The organism is Eubacterium sp. An11, from assembly GCF_002161065.1.
Lineage (GTDB): Bacteria > Bacillota > Clostridia > Lachnospirales > Lachnospiraceae > Anaerobutyricum > Anaerobutyricum faecale.
In genome coordinates, this window is the sequence record NZ_NFLV01000014.1 from 55833 (window position 1) to 75605 (window position 19773).

A 19773-nucleotide genomic window follows, 5' to 3' on the forward strand; every position below is an offset into this window, starting at 1 on the left:
CTGATTCTTTTCTCTCATTTCGTTCATTCTGTCCCTCGTTTGTCTTTTTTCGGGAAAATCCGGTCAAAATCTTCTTCTTTATACAAAAATACGATCAGCACAATCAAAATGACCGCCGCCGTGGTCACATATATATCCGCCACGTTAAAGACCGGAAAATCTATCAGTTTAAAATAAAAAAAGTCAACCACATATCCACGGAAAATCCGGTCGATCATATTTCCCACCGCACCGGCTCCGATAAAACACAGACAGAGGGTGAGGGGCAGGAAATGTCTCTCCTGCGGGATCTTCGGCAGCGCCCAGACAAGCGCCGCCAGAACGATCACCGTGATGATGAGGAACACCCACTGACGGTTCTGCAGAATGCCAAAGGCCGCTCCCCGGTTTTCCACATAGAGCAGCTGGAAGACATCCGGAATGAGGGTGACCGGATTTTGTCCTTTCAGGTTCTGCAGCGCCAGAAGCTTTGTGACCTGATCCAGAAGGATCAGAAACACACAGCCAATGAACATTTTGATTTCCCTTTTCATGCCTGGCCTCCCGACTTCGTCCGGCTGTCTGGCTCTTCAAAGACTTCCAGCATTTCTTCTTCTGTGACATCCCTGCAGATTGCCGCTTCCCCCACTGCTTTTAACAAAATAAATTTGATGGAACCATGTTCCATTTTTTTATCATGTCTTGTCTCACGGACAATCTCTTCGCATTTAAGCTCTGCCGGCAGTTCCGGGAAATCAAAATACCGGAATATACGCACAATATCGTCGTATTCTTCTCTGGAAATATAATTTCTCTTTCTGGACATGGACGCCGCCAGGATACATCCGATCCCCACACATTCTCCATGGGTCAGCCGGAAGTTCATCAATTTCTCAATGGAATGTCCGAAGGTATGACCGAAATTCAGCAGGGCACGGATTCCCTGTTCTTTCGGATCTTCCTCCACCACAGCTCTCTTGATCCGGCAGCTTCCTTCTACCATCACCGCCATGGCCTCCGGCTCTCTCTCCGCAATGGCTTCTTTATTCTCCCTGATCCAGTTATAGTATTCCTTATCACGGATCAGCCCGTGCTTGATCACCTCGCCAAGGCCGCTGTGGAATTCTCTCTCGGAGAGCGTTTTTAAGGTATTAATATTGATATAGACTAATTTTGGCATATAAAAGGCACCGACCATATTTTTATAACACTGAAAGTCCACACCGGTCTTGCCTCCGATGCTGCTGTCCACCTGGGACAACAGACTGGTCGGAACCTGCACAAAGTCAATTCCTCTCAGATAAGTGGCTGCCGCGAAACCGGTCAGATCTCCCACCACGCCGCCGCCCAGGGCAACGAGCATGTCTTTTCTGTCATATTCGTGCTGAATCAGATACCGGTACAGCTGGCTGACTGTGTCCAGATTCTTGCTGGCTTCTCCTTCCTGGAAAATAAAAATATCCACTCTGGCACTCACCTTTTCCAGGATCTCCTGTACCTCATTGAGGTAGTAGGACGAAACATTTCTCTCTGTCACAATACAGAGCTTCCGTTCCTCTGTGCCGAAAGGAGCCAGTTCTTTGGCCAGTCCCTCAAAGGTGTCACGAATTATGATGTCATATACCTTTTTTCCATCTGCTTTTACTTCCAAACGTTTTTCTAACATATTCTCCTCCTGCATTTTCAGCCCGACGGGCATCTATTTGTTGGCGTTCATCCGACATAAGAAATGGCAGAGCCGCCGTCCGGCCTCCTCGCTGTTTTCTCTTTGAAACAGCAGATATTCCGCCGCACAGGCGCTCTGCCTGTCATGAAAAATGTTCTCTAAAACTTCGTTAATTCAGGAGAAATCATGCTGTCACTGATAATTTCATCTTTCAGGTCACCGGACACCTCAATATTACCAGGAGCCACAATAAAAATATTGTTGGAAATCGCCTTCAGCGTTCCATCGATGGCAAAACATGCCCCACCGATAAAATCAGCGATTCTCTGTGCTTCTCCAATCTCAATACCTTCCAGATTCACAACAACGGTAATTCCGTCTTTCAAAAACTCAGCGACAACACGTGCCTCATTAAATAACTGTGGTTTTACAACTTTCACGACTTCACCTTCTTCTTGTCTTCCATGAAATGGGATTACTCTTCTTTCTGTCTCTTCTTCTTCCAGCGGTTCTTCTTCGGATTCTTTTTTCTTACGACGGAAGGAAAGAATCGGTTTCTTATGCTGCTGCGGTTCCTCTTCCGCTGCCGGCTCTTCCTCAGGTTCTTCTGTCACTTCGTCGTATTCTTCTTCGAATTCTTCCGATGTGTCTTCTTCTGAATCATTTAAGGTCATCATGTTCAAAAACTTCTCAGCGAACTTTACCATTCCTTTGTTCCTCCCTGTTATTTATTGTAATCGCGCTCGCCAAAGATACCGGTTCCCACCCGAACCATGGTGGCTCCCTCTTCAATGGCAACCTCATAATCATTCGTCATACCCATGGATAAAATGTCCATAGTTACATTATCAATGTTTTTTTCTCCAATGTCAACAAATAATTTATGTAATTTTCTGAAATAACAGCGGTTTTCTTCCGGGTCTTCCACAAATGGAGCACTGGTCATCAGACCCCGGATATGCACATGAGGAAATTGACTGATCTCCTCTGCCATCCTGAGCACTTCATCGGTATCCATGCCGAATTTAGTATCTTCTTCAGCCACATTCACCTGCAGAAGAATCTGTGCTGTGATATTTTTCTTTGCGGCCTCTTTTTCAATCTGTTTTGCCAGATGCACAGAATCCACAGAATGGATCAGTACCACCTTATCAATGATATATTTCACCTTATTGGTCTGAAGATGCCCGATCATATGCCAGTGAACCGGCCGGCTCACATGCTCCTCTTTCTCGCAAAGTTCCTGCACGTAATTCTCCCCGTACTCCAGCTGTCCGACTTTAAGAAGCGTCTCAATATCCTCCAGCGGTTTCATCTTGCTGACAGCGACCAGAGTTACTTCCCCGGCATCTCTTCCGGCTCTCTCACAGGCAGCCTTTATATTTTCTTTTACCTTTGCCAGATTTTCTTCCAAAGCTACATTTTCTTCTAACATTTTTCCTCCCTCTGCCGCCTACTTTAAAACGGCACACGAAATATATATAAGTTCTCTAATAGATAACCTGATTCTCTTTGATGGTCTCACTGTTTAAGATCACCCGGTCATACAGTTCCACATCACTGTCATCCGCGGAGATGATACAGTAATCTTCCGTTCGTTCCAGAATCGTCACCGGCTTAAATTCCGCATATCCCCGGTTTACCACATACACGCCCTGCAGCACGCTGGTTTCTTTCAATGTATAGGTTTTTGCTTTTTCCACATTGGAAATCCTGTCGCCCGCTTTCAGCTTATCGGAAGCAATCAGAACATTCTCCCCCTCTGTCCGGTACTTGGTCACAGTAACCTGTGTCAGTATCTCCTCGCCATTTTTATTATTCGACAGGACGTTAACCTGATTATCACTGCTGCTGTTGCTGCCCCTGGTCAGATATTCCGCCGGTATTTTATAGACATCCTTCTGAACCAGCGAACTGGCCGGAATCTGCAGACCGCTGGTCTCAGAAAGCTGAAGCCGCACAGAAAGATAACGTTGATTGATGTATCGCTGTACATAATTATCAAACTTCAGCATCACATAACAGCTGTCTTCTTTTTTCTGGCACTCAAAAGACGCGTTGGTGACAAAATTATCCGCGCGGAAAGTTACCTGCACCGTATGGATATCCTTTTTTTCAAGGTTCTTCATACGGTTATAGTCATCCTCATTCACCGGGATCACCAAAGTCCAGTTCTGCCCGGTGACCATACGATAAACCGGGGAACCCGCACTGAGTTCCTCTCTGCTCCGCAGATCCTCCATCCTGGAACCATTGTCAAAGTCTTTTTTGGTAAAGGTTGCATCTGTAACCTTCTCCATTCCGTCGGAGAAAAAAGATACCAGACCGGATTCGCCGGCTCTCACTTCCACGTAACTTCCGCTTCCGTACTCTTCTTCCAGCTGATCTTTATTATCTGCAAGAATCGTGTCAGTATAAGACATCAGATCATGATTAATTTCACTTTTTGCTTCGTAAACTTCCGAAAAATTATCATCGGAAAAACTGTCGGAAAAAGTCTGCAAATCTTTATATACCTGCTGTTTTTCCTCATCGCTGACTGTGTTTTTCTCTTCCAGGAGCTCATTGAGATACGACTGCAGCTTTCCTGTGGTATCCAGAGTGTAGACGATTCCATCCTTCCTGACCCGTGATCCGTCTTTGACGTAATAATTCACATATCCCTTTTCTTCCGTGGTGATCAGGGTCTCTTCCCGAAGTATCATGCCTGTCCCGCTGATATTCTCCGACATGTTGCTCTCACTGACCTCATAAATGGCAAGCTTTTCTTTGCCCAGATATCGAATCACATAGGCCGTCAGATATATGATGATCACCAGAAACACTACTGTTCCCAGATTTATGACAGATAACCGTTTTCTTCCTTTTTTCTTTGCCATCTTTATAATCCCCATCTGTTTAATGCCGCGCCGTTTAAATAATCACAATGTACTCCCTGCACATATTGTTTTTCCTTCATCAGAGCCGTCCACTCATCGGTGAGCTTCCACCAGCTGTGTCCCCAGTTACAGAACGCGGAATCTTTCTCCGGTATTCTGGCGAAGAGCCGTTCCACCGCAATATCCGGGCGAAGCAGCGCGATAAACTCCGCCAGCCGCTCCAGATACTCCTCTTTTGCGCATATGGATATTCTACCATTTCTGTATTCCTGATACAATACAGATTTTTTAGGGATATATAACGAATGGAGCTTCACCATGGATACCGGCAGTGCTGACAGAATTCTTGCTGATTCTTTGGCATCCTCCATGGTATCCCCCGGCAGATTCAAAATCATATGCACACATACCGGAAACTTATACGGAGCGATGGCAAGCACCGCATCCAGAAATTCCGCCAGTCCGTGTCCCCGGTTTACCTTTCGCAGCGTATGGTAATTCACCGTCTGCAATCCCAGTTCCAGCGATACCTCGAGGCCTGTCTCCGCCCGGAAATCCGCCATGGCCCTGAGATAATCCTTCCGAATGCAGTCCGGCCTTGTGGAAAGACAGACTTCCACGATGCTCTCTACCTCTGCCGCCTGCTGCATGTACGCCCGCAGAGTGTCAAGAGGAAGAAATGTGTTGGTATAATTTTGAAAATAAGCAATAAATTTTTTGGCATGATATCTTTTTTCTACCTTTTCCCTCGATGCCATCAGCTGTTCCCGGACGGGAACCATGGCTCCGGCGGCCTCAAACCCGGTTCCCTCCTCCGCGCAGAAGGAACATCCGGCCCCTTCTTTTCGGTTGGGACAGGACACCGGAAGATTTACAGGAAGCTTATATACTTTCTCCCCGTATTTTTTCTTTAAATATTCACTATAAGAATAATAGATTCTGTTGTCTTCCATGCCGCCTTTTCATCCTTTCCTCTTCTTCACACTCTCATCTGTTTTGCACCGACGGACAAAACAGAGCCTGCATTCTGACTTTCCGGGTTTCTTCTTTTTTGGCCCTTTAAACCAATCGTTTTCTACAGACAGAAAAAGGGTGTTCCAAAAGATCGTCCGCCAGCCTGTCTTACTATCAGAGACCTTCAATCCCTGTCGGCTGTCTTCCTCCTTTTTGTAACACCCTCATAATCTCCAGTATGTACTCTTATAATGAAACGGTTACGTATTTCTGTACATCCTCGGACATATCCGCTTTGTCAGCGGAAGCGCTGATCACAAAATCAACATCGTATTTCTCTGACAATGCGTTGAGCTTGCTTACCGCATAATCCATGTTACCGTCAATACATGCGGTTGTCAGGAAACTGTCCAGATAAATCTTATCCAGATCGTGATCCTGGGATAAAATACCTGCGATAAATCCGATGAACATATCTGTATTCTCAATATTAAATTCCGGAACTACAATGAGACGAATCTGATTGCTCAGCTCATACATATGTTTATTATTTTTGTCCAGATAGACAATTGTACCTTTGGTCAGTTTGATATCATCATTGACTTTCTGAATTAATATTTTGGTTTTACCGTGTCCTTTCAGTCCTGCAATAATTTCAATCATGTTGGTGTCCTCCTTAAATTATATTGTTGACTGCCTGTCAGAAGACGACACTCTTCTCTTTCGAAAAGTGCTGTCCTCTGGCAGGCAGTTATTGTACTGATTTCTATATACATTATAGTTGAAACAGCGTAAAATCACAACCATTAATTCAATTATTCACAATATTTTCTAACAATTCCGTCATGGATTTGTACAAATCTTCATGGGTTTCCGCCCCCATTACCACAGAAAAGAAACGCTCTCCCGCTTCATTTTCCGACATAAGGATCAGGCAGGATCTTGCCATGGAGGTTGTCCCTGTTTTTCCTCCATACAGAGTGACACCATCCGGAACAGAATACGCATTGAGAAGATACTGATCCGTACTCTGCATATACTCTCCGACCTCTCTGCCGTCGGCAGTCTCATAAGTCATAGTATAGTCTTTCAGAGAAGCAGTATCAAGAAATGTGTCATACTTTACCACTTCTTTGAATATTAAATATAAATCATAAGCCGTCGTGTAATGGTCATCTTCATGCAGACCGTGAGGGTTTGCAAAATGTGTGTGGGTCGCCCCCAGTTCTTTTGCCCTCTCATTCATCATATCCACAAACTTCTCTTCGCTGCCGGCAATATATTCCGCCAGGATCACAGCGCAGTCATTGGCCGATTTGACAAGCAGCCCGTGGAACGCTTCATTTACCGTCACGGTATCTCCTTTGGACAGGGTGGTAACCACCGCGCCATCCTCATTGAGCTCAATATCATGATCCAGCGTGATCTCATCGTCCAGATTTCCATTTTCCAGTACGAGAAGCGCTGTCATGATTTTGGTAATACTTGCAGGATACACACGCTCAAAACAGCGATACGACTTCATTACCTCATTGGTACTGTCATTGATCAGTAAGTCCGCATAATCATTGCTCTGATACCCGGCCGTATTCTCATGGTCGGCATCCAGAACAGCCAGATCTGCCGCCATCCCCTCCAATCCTTCTGTTTCTTTTTCCTCCTGACTGGAATAGTAAGATTCGTAGGAATTCGTAATTTGAAAAGGATTCTGTATACATCCGGACAGGTTCACACACAGGATAGCCAGCATCAGAATCCAGCCCAAACGGGCAAATATTCGTTTCTGTCTCATATGCCTCTCTTTTCGTCTTTGTTATATGTGTACCGGCATATTCCCGGGGAATATGCATATTTTCACATCAGCGATACATTTCCCGCCATTCGAGATCGCCGCGGTCAAGAGCCATAACCAAAAGCTCCGCCGTCGCCAGATTCGTTGCCAGCGGGATATTATGCATGTCACATAACCGCATTACATTGAATAAATCCGGCTCATGTGTCTTCTGATTCAGGGGATCTCTCAAAAAAATCACCATATCAATCAGATTGTGTTCGATCTGCGATCCCAGCTGCTGCTCTCCTCCCAGAGGACCTGCCAGATATTTATGCACAGTCAGGTTTGTCACTTCTTCGATCAGCCTTCCGGTTGTCGCAGTTGCAAATAATTCATGTTTGTTTAAAATGCCTCGATATGCGATGCAGAAATTCTGCATCAGTTTCTTTTTGCCATCATGAGCGATCAATCCCACATTCATTAAAACCCCTCCTATAACTAATAATGTCGTTGCAGACCGATATTGAGCACCAGTCCAATCCCCGCCATGCAGCTCAGCAGTGAAGTCAGTCCATAACTCATGAACGGAAGCGTCAGTCCTGTATTCGGAAGAAAATGCGTTGCCACTCCGATATTAATGAAGGTCTGGAATCCTATCCAGGCCGCCACTCCCGTTGCGATCAGCCTTCCACTTATATTTTTGGCCCGCTGGGCTATTATTAAACATTGTATCACTACTATCGCAAATAATGCAATAACAATAATGCTTCCGATGAATCCTGCTTCCTCGCCGATAACGGAAAAAATAAAGTCTGTCTGCTGTTCCGACACAAGTCCGGTATCGGTTACCGTGACTTCGGAAATCGTATTATTATTAAGACCTTTTCCATAGAGCTGTCCGGATCCGATGGCCATTTCTGAGTTTTCCTGCTGATAGGCAGTGGTATCGGCATACTCGGAAGGATTTAAAAAGGTCATGATTCTCGTCACCTGATAATCCTGCAGCAGAATCTGATTCGGGGTCTGAATATACCAGATAAACAAAGCCATCAGCGGAATTCCGATAATGATACAGCGGCGAATCAGTTTGATATTCAGTCCTCCCACAAAAATGACGGCCAGAAGAATAAAGGTAATATCAATGGTCGTCGACAAATCCGGTTCTGCCACCACCAGGAAAAGCGGAACCGCACATAAAGCCGCCAGCTTTATGAGATTCTTCCATTCATTGAAATCCTCTTCGTGCTCCTGAATATAGACCGCCACAAATATGATCATAAAAATCTTTGTAAACTCTGACGGCTGTATTCTGGTAAATCCCAGATTCAGCCACCTGGTTGCACCTCCGACATTGACGCCCAGGCCCGGAACTTTTACCAGCAGCAGCAGAATCAGGTTCAGCACATACAGAATCCTGCTGTAGTCACCGATAAAATTATAATTGACCACAGACAGGAAAAACATCACGGCTGTGCAGACCAAAAGTCCCAGAAACTGCCGGCTGGTATACGTACTGTCAGCACTGTTGATAAACAGCACTCCCAGGCCGCAAAGAACCATCACAGCAATCACCAACATCCAATTATAATTTTTAAACTGGTATTTCTGTCTTAACATGCAAGCCTCCTAACATCATCTGTGAAAGCGTACCTCTTTGATTGGAATATTGGCATAAAGCGCCGGTCCGTTGCCGCTGCCTTCTTCCGTCTCTGTCTGGGTAATCTGTATATCCAGGCCCTGGGTATCAATCTCCATATATTTGGATATCACTTCGATGATATCATTCTTTATCATCTCCAATGTCTCCGGAGAACAGCTGGCTCTGTCAGAGACCAGCACCAGCTTCAGTCTGTCCTTTGCCATCGTTCCGGAAGACCTTTTTCTGAAAAATGTATCTATGAACCCCATTTTGTCTTCCTCCTTTAGTAACCCCGTTTAAATAAACCGATGATCTTCTTAAAAATGCCGTCCACATCGAATTCCATAAACGGTACTTCTTCTCCCAGGATTCTGTGGCAGATATTCTCAAAGGCACGTCCGGCCTGCGTATCTTTCCCCACCAGAGGCTCTCCCTCATTGGTAGCCACCACAATACTCTCATCATCCGGCACTACCCCGATGAGGTCAATGGCAAGGATATCAATGACATCCTCCACAGACATCATATCTCCCCGCTTGACCATATCCATACGGATCCGGTTGATTACCAGGTCAATCCTCTTTAAATCATTGGCCTCCAGCAGGCCGATGATCCGGTCTGCATCCCGGATGGCAGACACTTCCGGCGTGGTCACGATCAACGCCCGGTCCGCACCGGAAATAGCATTTTTGAAGCCCTGCTCAATGCCCGCCGGGCAGTCAAGCAGTATGTAATCGAACTCATCCCTGAGTTCGTCCACCAGTTTTTTCATCTGCTCCGGATTGACAGAGCTTTTATCTCTTGTCTGCGCAGAAGGAAGTAAAAAGAGATTGGAGTATCTTTTATCTTTGATCATCGCCTGTTTCACCCTGCAGTTTCCCTCAATCACATCTACAAGATTATAGACGATTCTGTTCTCCAGTCCCATAACCACATCCAGATTCCGGAGTCCGATATCTGTATCGATCATGACAACCTTTTTGCCCATTTTCGCAAGTCCTGTACCAATGTTGGCCGTGGTCGTGGTTTTGCCCACACCGCCTTTTCCTGATGTAATTACAATTACTTCACTCATCTTCAATCTCCTTTTATAACCTTAACTGATGCTTATTTCACTGATCAGCGACCGGGTGATCGTCTCAATGAAAATGCTGTCATTTTCTACAAAAGCCAGTTTTGCTTCCAGCTGCTTTTGGTTCTTTTTTCTTCCTGTCTTCTGTTTTTTCGCTTTCTGGTCCGGAGACCTGGCAATGCAGTCACCAATCTGAATCTGCATAGGCTCCATCATCAACGACGCCACAAATGCGCCTCTGTCCTGGGGATATCCGGCATAGACGGTTCCTTTCAGGCATCCGAGAACAACCACGTTGCCTCCCGCAATGATCTGTGCGCCCGGATTGATGTCCCCGAGGACAACGATACTGCCGTCAACTTCTATCTTTTGTCCGGAGCGGAGGGTTCCACGGTAAAACTGCCCGTTTTTTCCGATGATATTTTCCGGAAAATTCACCTCCGGCTGCTCCTCCTCTTCAGTATCTTCTTCCATGTCCTCGTCTTCCGCGACGTCGGACAGAGCTTCCGCAAATTCTGTTTCCACGGCCTTTCCGCCATTAATGATATAATTAATCTTCAGGCCGCTGTTCTCCACAATGGTATCTACCAGTAAATTCTGTTCTCCCTGTGTAAGATCTCTTCCCTCAAAGCTTACTGCGATGGACTGGCTGAAATCAAAAAACCGAATGGACTCTCTGAACTTTTCCGCCACCTCGCGTAGTAGTTCCTCAAAAGGAAGGGTAGGATTTAACACAATCTGAAATCCATACTTATTTCCTTTAATAATAACGGAACTCTTCATACTTCCTCCTGTCTCTAGTCATTACTGCTGTCGCCTCCGGACGGCATCAGCGCCGTTGTCGCTTTCTTTTCATCCTTGCTGGCTTTATTGAAATAATATTTGTAAATATCTCTCGCAACCGCCGCCGCATTGACGGAGGTATATCCGTTTGGCATGACCACAGTCATGGTGATTTCCGGATCATCATACGGAGCATAAGAAATAAACAGCGCGTGGTTTGGCCGCTCTGTATTTTCCTGAGCGGTACCGGTCTTGCCCGCCACTTTCAGACCCTGCTTCTCATAAAGGGAACGGATGGTACTGTTCGGTCCGTTGACCACGTCCCGCATACCCTGTCGGATCAGGCTGAAAGTCTTATCGCTGACATCCAGCTCGTCCTCCACCTTCTTCTCGAAAGTGGTACGTTCATTTCCTTCCGAATCCGTCGTTTTCTCAATGAGAGAAAGTCCCAGCAGGTTATCCTCATTTACAAGAGAGGTCACATAGCGGGAAAGCTGCACTGGCGTATAACTGTGTGTACCCTGTCCAATGGCGGAACGAACGGCGTCCTCGTCGGAAATATGCGGTTCGTATTCCGTGATCTCCACACCGGACTTTCTGTCAAGGCCATAATAAGCCGCATATTTGGCCAGTTTCTGAAGACCTGTCTCGCTGCTGTATACACCGTTGGTGCTTCCCAGATTATACCCCATCTGATAGAAGAAGTAGTTACAGGACACCGCGATGGCCCCGCTGACATTCAACGGGCCATGGGCGCTTGGATAAATCCAGCACCGCGGACTCGGTGTGATCTCCTCAAATATACCCACACAGCGAACATAGTCATTCTCATCAATGATCCCCTCTTCCAGCGAAGCCGTGGCAGAAACCGGTTTGAAGGTGGAGCCCGGCGCCGTTCTGGTCTGAGTACAGCGATTCAACATCGGAGAAGACTTATCACTGTTCAGAGAAGCGTAATAATCAGAGTCAATGCCGTTGGCCAGCCGGTTATTATCGTAACTTGGATAAGACACCATAGCCCGCACTTCTCCGGTATCCGGATCAGTGATGATGACCGAACCGGAACAAGGGTCCAGCGCCAGCTGTGCCGGCGTAATCTCAATTTTTCTTATTTTTTCATACATGAAATTATAGGCGGACATCTGATCACTCCGCAGAGCATCATAATCCTCGTCCTTATCTTTATTAAGAACCCCCTGGTCAAACAGGAGCATACATACCCTCTTGCCGCTCAGGTCCCCGTTTTTGATCATGTATTTATATAAAATTTTATCAAATGCTTCATCTGATTGCAATGCATTAATAATATAATCAATCAATTCATTATATATCTCATCACTGGAATAGTAATCCGACGCAATATCCAGAGCAGAAATATCCACCCACTCGCTGTTGATGGCATGCTGCAGGAAGGCCTTCAGAGTACTGCTGCCTTCTTCCCATTTCTGATATGCCTCATCGGTCTCATCGATCAATGTAGAGGACAAAATCTCATTATCCACCAGCATATCATAGATGTAATCCGTATATTCTTTGCGTTCATCACTGAGATCTTTTCTGGCCGTTGTGCCATTGCTCAGTTCATTTCGCAAAGTCTTCATAACAGAACTCTGTTTTTTCTGATAAATCTGATACACTTCTTTTTCATTTTTTTCTGCTTTTTTGCGGTTCAGTTTGGTTATATCAATGATATTATTGTCGATCAGAGCAAAATATACATCTTTGATCGGAATCATATTGCTGCTGCCGCCGTCATCCGCAGTAGTAAGATGAGCCAGCACAATACCGGCCAGACGCCGCTCCAGAATATTATAGGCGTATTTCTGAAGATCCAGATCAATGGTCAGATACACGTCATTGCCGGCAGTCGCTTCTGTGGAATCCACTTCCTGGATGATCTTGCCCAGATTGTCCACCAGCACCTTCTGGCTTCCCTTTTTGCCCTGGAGCGTAGTCTCCATGGTCTTCTCAATGCCGGTTTTACCAATCACATCATTGGCCTCATAATCTCCCCCGGCACTGTTATATTCATTGAGCTCATCTTCGGAAATCACGCCGGTATATCCGATGATTCCCGCCAGATATTTGGCATCGTTATATTTTCTGAGAGAATCCGTCTTGATCTCAACTCCCGGAAATTCGTCATGGCGCTCTGACAGCGCCGCAATACTCTCGTTGCTGATATTAGAGGCCACTGTGATCGGCGTCGTCTGTGAATACCGGTTCATATAAAGATCATACCGGACAGACATGATCTTCAATGTGTCCTCCATGGAATAGTCATCCGATATCTCAAACATGCGTCCGGAACCGGTCGGTCCGTCTGTTCCCATGCGCAGATACTCGTACACTTCTTCCGGAGAAGAATTCAGCCATTTTTCCGCTTTATCTTTCTCTTCTCCTGTCATATCATCCACGTTGCTTATTCCATATATATCCTGTTTGAAGCGCCGGAGAGTACTTCCCGATTCCGTAAAGGTGAGATTGCCTTTTCCATTGATCTCCAGCGGAAGATCGTACTGGATCTCGTCCCCGTTGGATTCCAGCAGTTCTATGAGATTATAGATCACTTCATTTCGGATTTCGTTTTCGGAGACATCCCGGTTCTCCTCTTTGCTGCGCTCCCTGGCCAGTTCTTCCGTCTTATCGGTACTTTCCAGCGTCACTGAATAAGCCAGCTGATTGTAAGCAAGCAGTTTGCCGTTGCAGTCGTAAATGTTTCCCCGGGAACCACTGGTCTCAATGGTTCTCTCCACCTTGTAATTGAAGCTGTCCAGGTGTTCCTGCCCTTCCACGATCTGCAGTACAAAAAGGCGGTACACCAGAAGACAAAACAGAAAGATAACAAGGATGCCCACAATGACCAGACGATTGGAAACAACTTCTTTTAACTGCCTTTTTAATTTATTTCCGTCTATTTTCAGGCTCTTCTTAAACAAAATCTGCACTTCCTTTATTCTTTTTCTCAAGCCAGTCGTTGATCCGCAGAAGAATCTGATATAAAATCAGTCCCACCGCGATCGTGTAGACCATTTCCGGTAAAATAATGCTTCTGATATAAAACAATATGCGCATATGATTCTGTAAAAGTCCATAGACCACATACATGAAAATCCCGTAAACCAGATCATTGACCCCGATCATAATGACGGGAAGAAAATTGTCATCTGAATAATAGATCTGATTGAACAGGCCATCTACAAAACCAAAGAACATATATAAAAATGCAAATCCTCCCAGCCAGGAACCATAAAAAATATCCAGCAGCAGACCGCTGAAAAATCCCGTAAGCATTCCCTCTTTCTGTCCCCGCATGACAGATACCGACGCCACAAGAATCAGCAGAACATTCGGCACCGTATCCGCCAGTTTGAACAGGTCAAACACTGATGTCTGCAGCAAAAAGCACACCAGTATGGTAATGGCTGTCACTACTATCCGCCTCATAAATATCCCTTCTTATACAATCGGCGGAAAGAACGGCATCTGCTTTGATGCCGAATTTCCGCCGATACATTTCTAATCTGCAGTTTCACTGCCAGCCGGCACCTCTTTTAACTGTGTGATAATCAGCACCTCATCAATATGCTGAAAGTCCACCACCGGCGTGATCACCGCCGACTTCGTCAAATTGGAGGAATCCATCTCGATGCCGCTGACCGTACCTATCTTAAGCCCGGGGAGATATTTGGAACTGATATTGGAAGTTACCAGTTCATCTCCGTCCGCCATTGTTGAATCCTTGCTGATGTACGTTACGTCGATGACGCCGTCTCTGTGCGCAGACTCACTGTTTCCCTTCACCACACAGGTATCTGAGGTCGTGACAGACATGGCACTGACACTGCTGTCATCACTGATAATGGATTGCACTCTGGCGTAGTTCTTTCCTACTTCTGTCACAATACCCACAAGGCCGTCTCCTGCAAGTACATTCATATTGACCGCAATCCCGTCATCAGAACCTTTATTAATAATGAAATTCTCATACCAGTTGCCGCTGCCGCTGCTGATCACCCTCGCGCCGACTTTGGTGTAGTCCGCGTACTGCTGACTCAGTGAAAGCAGAGACCGCAGCTCTTCAAGCTCCTGCTGGTCGCTGCTCAGGCTCTCATTCTGCTGCGTCAGATCCTCCACCTGCTGTCTCAGTTCTTCATTTTCCGCCCGAAGGTCGTCCATGCTCTGCATGGAACTGAAACGGTCGCTGACCCACACGCCGACAGAATTAATTCCATCCTGCATCGGTATCACCACAGCTGCCACAATATTGGTAAAAGGCTTCGTCGCATCCTTGAACAGGACGCTCACCGATACAAGGAGCATGCAGATCACTGTGAGCAGGATCAAAAGCATTTTCGGCGAGAATTCAAAATTACGGCGATGTTTCATAATTCCACTCCCAACTATACTGTCTGTCTTCTATCGGAAATCGGACTCCAGAAAATTGTTGGCAATTCTCTCATATTCCGGATTCTCCATGATCATTCCAAGGCCTTTGACCACCGTAAGTTCCGGCTCCTCCATCTTCATGATAGAAAGGCCTGTCTCCTGCTGAATCAGCAGATCTAGATTCTTGATATGCGTGGAGCCGCCGGTCATACAGATACCGTCATGCATGATATCCATGGACAGTTCCGGCGGAGTCTTCTCCAGAATAAACTTAATGGCGTCAATGACAGAGGACATACTCTCGGACATGGCATCATAAATCAGATGGTTGGTCACTGTCACTTTGTTTGGAAGACCTGTGATCAGATTACGTCCCATGACATCATACGTCACTTCTTCCTCTTCTTTGATACCGCTGGCCAGCTGCATTTTCAGACGCTCCGCACTCTTCATGCCGATCACCAGGTTATGTTTTTTCTTTACTGCCTGCTGGATGGCTTCATCAAATCTTGTACCTCCGATTTTAAGGAGACGGCTCTGGACAATTCCTCCCAGACTAATCAGACTGATCTCAGTGGTATCTGCTCCGATGTTGACGATCAAACGTCCTGTCGCATCCATCACATCAAGTCCGGCGCCCAGCGCGTCTGCAATCGGTTTCTCCACCAGACGGATCTTCTTTGTCTTCAGAGAGGAGCTGGCAATCAGATCATGGAATGCTCTCTTCTCCACTTCCGTAATGTCTGTTGGAACCGCAATATAGAATTCCGATGTTCCGTTGGCCGTCAGGCCCTCCGCTGCCTTTTTACCCTTAAACCCTTTAAAATAGAGCTGAATCATTGTCTGCATGGCAGAAAAATCTGCGATAACGCCGTTCACGATCGGATGCTTGACCTCGATGTTTTTCGGCGCCTTTTCATACATGGAATACGCCTCATCGCCCATGGCCATAGGCTCATTCTTTTTCACCATAGCAATCATATTTTTCTGATGTACAACAACACCTGCGGATTTTTGATAAATTTTAATGGAATTCGTTCCCATGTCAATTCCATATATTTTTTCGGACATCGGTATGTCTCCTTTCCTAAATCTTTATGAATCTCCGGAGCACTGTGCTCCGGGTTGTTTTTTGTCTCTTTATTCTCAGTATCTTATGGGGCTGTGCCGGCCTCACATCATCTTCTGCTCCCGGAGACTGGTAAAACAGCGGTCTCCGATGATAATATGATCCGTGAGAGGAATCCCCAGCAGTTCTCCCGCTTCCCGGATCTTCCTGGTAAGCACCAGATCCTCTCTGCTTGGATCCGGACATCCGGACGGATGATTGTGAAGCAGTATGAGATGCACTGCCTCATGACGGAATGCTTCGATGAAAATAGACTTCACCGACACATAGGCGCTGTTAGCTGTCCCCTGGGAGAGAAACACTTCCTTCATGAGATGATGCTTGCCGTCCAGCAACAGCAAAAGCACCCTCTCCTCTTCCAGATGTCTCATACTCTCCATATAGTAAGCCGCAATATAATCCGGCGAACTGAAATCGGCCTCTCTGGCCACAGACGCCCGGGATAATCGCTTGGACAGTTCCAGGATACACAGAATCTCGATGGCCTTTACATTGCCGATCCCGGGTATCTCCTTAAGCATCCCTATCTTCATATGATACAATCCTGCAATACCTTTGTAAACCGGATGTTTTTCGAGAATTTTCCACGCCAGTTCCAGGGCACTGCACTCTCTGGTGCCGGACCGAAGAATCACAGCCAAAAGCTCGCCGTCACTCAAACTTTCAGGTCCATACTCCAGACATTTCTCATAGGGCCGTTCTGTCGCCGGCCTCTCTTTCATTGTCTTAAACCGCTTCTCCATTCTGCCTCCCCTGTCTCTCCAGGCGCAAATCAGAAAGCTGGCCTAGTAAAATATTTTAACATATAAAATAAGGTTTGTATATACTTTAACAGTGGCGGTTTCCTTAATTTTTTGTGTATTATGTTACAAAAAAATGACATAAAAAACCATTTTCTCTTCTGTTTCCACGGAATCCTGTCCTGATTTTCATGGAATCCTGTCCCGTTTTTCGCGGGCAGGCATCCTTACCTTAAACCAAATATCCGGCAATCCAAACCGTCTATGCTTCCGGCAGCTGAATTTTTCCCGTCTCGTATATTTTCTGCAGGGACATCATAATACCGTACTTGGCATGTTCCCAGGTCAGCCCTCCCTGAAAATATACGGCGTAAGGTTCTTTCATCGGGCCGTCGGCACTCAGTTCAATGGAAGAACCGGATACAAAGGCTCCGGCCGCCATGATCACCTGAGAATCATATCCCGGCATATCCCACGGCTCCGGCCGCACAAAACTGTCCACCGGTGCTGCCGCCTGAATCCCCTCGCAAAACGCTGTCATGAGTTCCGGATCGTGAAATTCCACTTCCTGAATGATGTCATGACGGCTTTCTTTTCCATCCGGAATCACCCGGTAACCAAGAGTCTCATAGATATTGGCCGCAAAAATCGCACCTTTTAAGGCGCCTTTTACCACTGTAGGCGCCAGAAAGAGTCCCTGTGTCAGGGTCGAGGTCACGCCCAGCGTCGCTCCCACTTCCTTCCCCAGTCCCGGCGATGTCAGCCGGTAAGCAGCTCTCTCTATACATGCTTTCGTACCGCACAGATAACCGCCGATCGGCGCCAGCCCGCCGCCGGGATTCTTTATGAGAGAGCCCACCACCAGGTCTGCCCCCACTTCAGAAGGCTCCGTCAGTTCCACAAATTCTCCATAACAGTTATCCACCATACAGAGAACATCCGGTTTTCTTTCTTTTATAAATGCGATCAGCTCTCCGATTTTCTTCACAGATAACGTTGGTCTTGACGCATAACCTTTGGACCGCTGAATGGTGACCATTCTCGTTTTATCATTGAGCGCTTTCTCAATTCCCTCCCAGTCAAAGCTTCCATCCGGCAGGAGATCCACCTGACGATAGGTGATCCCATACTCTGCCAGGGAACCGTTGGACGGGCGGATTCCGATGACTTCCTCCAGGGTGTCATAAGGTTTCCCCACCGGAGAGAGCAGCTCATCTCCCGGACGCAGCTGACTCATCAGCGCCAAAGCCAGCGCATGAGTACCGCAGGTAATCTGCGGACGGACCAGTGCGTCTTCCGTGCCAAACACATCCGCATAGATTTTTTCCAGCGTCTCCCGGCCCAGATCATTATATCCGTATCCGGTGGTAGGCGCAAAGCAGGCTTCGCTGAGTCTGTTCTTTCGCATCGCCCCCAGTACCTTCATCTGGTTGCACTCTGCCACCGCGTCGATTTCTGCGAAACGTCCCTTCAGTTTCTCTTCTATCTCTGAACAAAACCGGAATACCGGTCTGCTGATTCCCATTGATTCATAATATTGTTCCAAAATCTGCTTTTCTTCATTCATGGTAAATCCCTTTTTCCTCCGTAATTCTGAGCATTTCTTCCAAAAGAGCGTCCTCCCCCTCATAATCTCCCTTATTCAGCCAGATCACATCCTTCTCCCGGCGGAACCAGGTCAGCTGCCTCTTGGCAAAATGTCTGGTATCAAGCTTCACCTGCTCCACCGCTTCCTCCAGCGTTTTGTTACCATCAAAATAATCAAAAAACTCTTTGTACCCAATCCCCTGCATGGATACAATCTCTCTTCCGCAGCCGTCCTTCACCAGACTTTTCACTTCTTCCAGGAGGCCTTCCCGCATCATGGCATCCACCCGGGCATTGATCCGCTCATAGAGAACCTCTCTTTTGTCATTCAGCACAAAGTAGACAAACCGATACGGCGAACTTTTTTCTCTCTGACTGGCATTGTGGACAGAAAGCTTCTCCCCGGTCTCATGAAAATATTCCAGCGCCCGGATCACTTTCTTTACATTATTGGCATGGAGAGTCGCCGCATATTCCGCATCCACCTCTTTCAACATCCCATACAGATACTCTTTTCCTTTTTCCTGCGCCAGTTTTGAAAGCTCCTGCCGGTATGTTTCTTCCGACTCATGCACAGAAAAATCAATGTCATAAAGAAGCGCCTGAATATAAAATCCGGTTCCTCCCACAATAACAGGAATATGCCCTCTCTCATAAATGTGCTCCATGGCCTCCCTGGCCATCTGCTGGAAACGGACCACATTAAACTCTTCCTCCGGCTCCAGCACGTCCACCAGAAAATGCGGTACCCCCTGCATCTCCTCCGGAAGGATTTTCGCTGTACCGATATTCATTTTTTTATATACCTGCATTGAATCCGCACTGATGATCTCCCCTCCCACGGCCTTTGCCAATCCAATGGACAACGCCGTCTTCCCGACGGCCGTAGGCCCGGTGAGAACAATCAGCGGTTTCTTTTCTTTTTTCATATCCATATCCATTTATATTCTACATTTTATGATAATATTCCACAAAAATGATTTGCGGATGGTTTTTGGGCTCCAAATTTGGATTTGTAAATCTCTTTGCAGCCCACAGAAGGCTGCTTTACCGAAGACAAGGTATTGATAAAAGTTCTCCTCCTCCACTTCGGCAGACTGGTACCTGGCTGTATTTCGTCAATATAAATCAGACGCCTGCGCTCACAGTCGTCGTCAAACCATATCAATACCTCGTCTTCTC

General features: G+C 46.5%; 21 protein-coding genes. All 21 read right to left on the reverse strand.

What is annotated here, in order from left to right:
• Positions 1-23 precede the first annotated feature (23 nt).
• A complete protein-coding gene (gene lspA, locus B5E53_RS11660; RefSeq protein ID WP_087315211.1) occupies positions 24-533 on the reverse strand; it encodes a signal peptidase II in 510 nt (169 codons plus the stop codon).
• Complete coding sequence (gene aroB, locus B5E53_RS11665; protein WP_087315213.1) at positions 530-1645, reverse strand: 3-dehydroquinate synthase; 1116 nt, start codon at positions 1643-1645, stop codon at positions 530-532. The genes lspA and aroB overlap by 4 nt, the downstream gene beginning before the upstream one ends.
• A gap of 158 nt (positions 1646-1803) precedes the next feature.
• The gene (locus B5E53_RS11670) at positions 1804-2352 is read right to left on the reverse strand and encodes a cell division protein SepF (protein ID WP_242963654.1); all 549 of its coding nucleotides are present in this window, start codon (positions 2350-2352) and stop codon (positions 1804-1806) included.
• 17 nt (positions 2353-2369) lie between these two features.
• Positions 2370-3080 (reverse strand): YggS family pyridoxal phosphate-dependent enzyme, encoded by a 711-nt coding sequence (locus tag B5E53_RS11675; RefSeq protein WP_087315215.1) that lies wholly within the window; start codon positions 3078-3080, stop codon positions 2370-2372.
• A gap of 55 nt (positions 3081-3135) precedes the next feature.
• A complete protein-coding gene (locus B5E53_RS11680) occupies positions 3136-4524 on the reverse strand; it encodes an HlyD family efflux transporter periplasmic adaptor subunit (RefSeq protein WP_087315217.1) in 1389 nt (462 codons plus the stop codon).
• Positions 4525-4526: 2 nt separating this feature from the next.
• Entirely contained in the window at positions 4527-5477 is a 951-nt protein-coding gene (locus B5E53_RS11685) for a TIGR01212 family radical SAM protein (RefSeq protein ID WP_087315219.1), read from the reverse strand.
• 247 nt (positions 5478-5724) lie between these two features.
• Complete coding sequence (locus tag B5E53_RS11695) at positions 5725-6141, reverse strand: twitching motility protein PilT (protein ID WP_087315223.1); 417 nt, start codon at positions 6139-6141, stop codon at positions 5725-5727.
• Positions 6142-6289: 148 nt separating this feature from the next.
• Positions 6290-7270, reverse strand: a complete 981-nt coding sequence (locus B5E53_RS11700; protein WP_087315225.1) for a serine hydrolase — start codon at positions 7268-7270, stop codon at positions 6290-6292.
• Positions 7271-7337: 67 nt separating this feature from the next.
• Complete coding sequence (locus B5E53_RS11705; protein WP_087281780.1) at positions 7338-7733, reverse strand: methylglyoxal synthase; 396 nt, start codon at positions 7731-7733, stop codon at positions 7338-7340.
• A 17-nt stretch (positions 7734-7750) separates the two neighbouring features.
• Positions 7751-8869: an FtsW/RodA/SpoVE family cell cycle protein gene (locus tag B5E53_RS11710; protein ID WP_087315227.1), complete on the reverse strand. Its 1119-nt coding sequence runs from the start codon at positions 8867-8869 to the stop codon at positions 7751-7753.
• Positions 8870-8884: 15 nt separating this feature from the next.
• On the reverse strand, positions 8885-9160 hold the full coding sequence (gene minE, locus B5E53_RS11715; protein ID WP_087315229.1) for a cell division topological specificity factor MinE: 276 nt from the start codon (positions 9158-9160) through the stop codon (positions 8885-8887).
• A gap of 14 nt (positions 9161-9174) precedes the next feature.
• Positions 9175-9966 carry a septum site-determining protein MinD gene (minD, locus tag B5E53_RS11720; protein WP_087315231.1) on the reverse strand — a complete coding sequence of 264 codons (792 nt, stop codon included), beginning with the start codon at positions 9964-9966 and terminating at the stop codon, positions 9175-9177.
• 21 nt (positions 9967-9987) lie between these two features.
• Positions 9988-10746 (reverse strand): septum site-determining protein MinC, encoded by a 759-nt coding sequence (locus B5E53_RS11725; RefSeq protein ID WP_087315233.1) that lies wholly within the window; start codon positions 10744-10746, stop codon positions 9988-9990.
• Between the two features lie 14 nt (positions 10747-10760).
• A complete protein-coding gene (locus tag B5E53_RS11730) occupies positions 10761-13685 on the reverse strand; it encodes a penicillin-binding transpeptidase domain-containing protein (protein WP_343215642.1) in 2925 nt (974 codons plus the stop codon).
• Positions 13678-14193, reverse strand: coding sequence for a rod shape-determining protein MreD (gene mreD, locus B5E53_RS11735; RefSeq protein WP_087315237.1), 516 nt, complete (start codon positions 14191-14193; stop codon positions 13678-13680). The genes B5E53_RS11730 and mreD overlap by 8 nt, the downstream gene beginning before the upstream one ends.
• Before the next feature lie 72 nt (positions 14194-14265).
• Positions 14266-15135, reverse strand: coding sequence for a rod shape-determining protein MreC (mreC, locus tag B5E53_RS11740; RefSeq protein ID WP_087315239.1), 870 nt, complete (start codon positions 15133-15135; stop codon positions 14266-14268).
• A 30-nt stretch (positions 15136-15165) separates the two neighbouring features.
• Positions 15166-16206 carry a rod shape-determining protein gene (locus B5E53_RS11745; RefSeq protein WP_087315242.1) on the reverse strand — a complete coding sequence of 347 codons (1041 nt, stop codon included), beginning with the start codon at positions 16204-16206 and terminating at the stop codon, positions 15166-15168.
• A 102-nt stretch (positions 16207-16308) separates the two neighbouring features.
• Entirely contained in the window at positions 16309-17007 is a 699-nt protein-coding gene (gene radC, locus B5E53_RS11750) for a DNA repair protein RadC (RefSeq protein ID WP_087315245.1), read from the reverse strand.
• Positions 17008-17266: 259 nt separating this feature from the next.
• Positions 17267-18571 (reverse strand): methionine gamma-lyase family protein, encoded by a 1305-nt coding sequence (locus B5E53_RS11755; RefSeq protein WP_087315247.1) that lies wholly within the window; start codon positions 18569-18571, stop codon positions 17267-17269.
• On the reverse strand, positions 18564-19520 hold the full coding sequence (gene miaA, locus B5E53_RS11760) for a tRNA (adenosine(37)-N6)-dimethylallyltransferase MiaA (protein ID WP_343215643.1): 957 nt from the start codon (positions 19518-19520) through the stop codon (positions 18564-18566). Before miaA ends, B5E53_RS11755 begins: the two co-directional genes overlap by 8 nt.
• 26 nt (positions 19521-19546) lie before the next feature.
• A partial coding sequence (locus B5E53_RS19540) for a hypothetical protein (protein WP_204245522.1) occupies positions 19547-19773 on the reverse strand: 227 nt, incomplete at its 5' end.

Excerpts from the sequence above, each read along its gene's own strand:
- B5E53_RS11755 (WP_087315247.1), bottom strand. The coding sequence starts at position 18,571 with ATGAATGAAGAAAAGCAGATTTTGGAACAATATTATGAATCAATGGGA.
- mreC (WP_087315239.1), bottom strand. The coding sequence starts at position 15,135 with ATGAAACATCGCCGTAATTTTGAATTCTCGCCGAAAATGCTTTTGATC.
- B5E53_RS11745 (WP_087315242.1), bottom strand. The coding sequence starts at position 16,206 with ATGTCCGAAAAAATATATGGAATTGACATGGGAACGAATTCCATTAAA.
- minE (WP_087315229.1), bottom strand. The coding sequence starts at position 9,160 with ATGGGGTTCATAGATACATTTTTCAGAAAAAGGTCTTCCGGAACGATG.
- B5E53_RS11685 (WP_087315219.1), bottom strand. The coding sequence starts at position 5,477 with ATGGAAGACAACAGAATCTATTATTCTTATAGTGAATATTTAAAGAAA.
- radC (WP_087315245.1), bottom strand. The coding sequence starts at position 17,007 with ATGGAGAAGCGGTTTAAGACAATGAAAGAGAGGCCGGCGACAGAACGG.
- B5E53_RS11675 (WP_087315215.1), bottom strand. The coding sequence starts at position 3,080 with ATGTTAGAAGAAAATGTAGCTTTGGAAGAAAATCTGGCAAAGGTAAAA.
- B5E53_RS11705 (WP_087281780.1), bottom strand. The coding sequence starts at position 7,733 with ATGAATGTGGGATTGATCGCTCATGATGGCAAAAAGAAACTGATGCAG.
- B5E53_RS11700 (WP_087315225.1), bottom strand. The coding sequence starts at position 7,270 with ATGAGACAGAAACGAATATTTGCCCGTTTGGGCTGGATTCTGATGCTG.
- minD (WP_087315231.1), bottom strand. The coding sequence starts at position 9,966 with ATGAGTGAAGTAATTGTAATTACATCAGGAAAAGGCGGTGTGGGCAAA.
- B5E53_RS11670 (WP_242963654.1), bottom strand. The coding sequence starts at position 2,352 with ATGGTAAAGTTCGCTGAGAAGTTTTTGAACATGATGACCTTAAATGAT.
- B5E53_RS11680 (WP_087315217.1), bottom strand. The coding sequence starts at position 4,524 with ATGGCAAAGAAAAAAGGAAGAAAACGGTTATCTGTCATAAATCTGGGA.
- B5E53_RS11725 (WP_087315233.1), bottom strand. The coding sequence starts at position 10,746 with ATGAAGAGTTCCGTTATTATTAAAGGAAATAAGTATGGATTTCAGATT.
- mreD (WP_087315237.1), bottom strand. The coding sequence starts at position 14,193 with ATGAGGCGGATAGTAGTGACAGCCATTACCATACTGGTGTGCTTTTTG.
- B5E53_RS11710 (WP_087315227.1), bottom strand. The coding sequence starts at position 8,869 with ATGTTAAGACAGAAATACCAGTTTAAAAATTATAATTGGATGTTGGTG.
- aroB (WP_087315213.1), bottom strand. The coding sequence starts at position 1,645 with ATGTTAGAAAAACGTTTGGAAGTAAAAGCAGATGGAAAAAAGGTATAT.
- miaA (WP_343215643.1), bottom strand. The coding sequence starts at position 19,520 with ATGAAAAAAGAAAAGAAACCGCTGATTGTTCTCACCGGGCCTACGGCC.
- B5E53_RS11695 (WP_087315223.1), bottom strand. The coding sequence starts at position 6,141 with ATGATTGAAATTATTGCAGGACTGAAAGGACACGGTAAAACCAAAATA.
- lspA (WP_087315211.1), bottom strand. The coding sequence starts at position 533 with ATGAAAAGGGAAATCAAAATGTTCATTGGCTGTGTGTTTCTGATCCTT.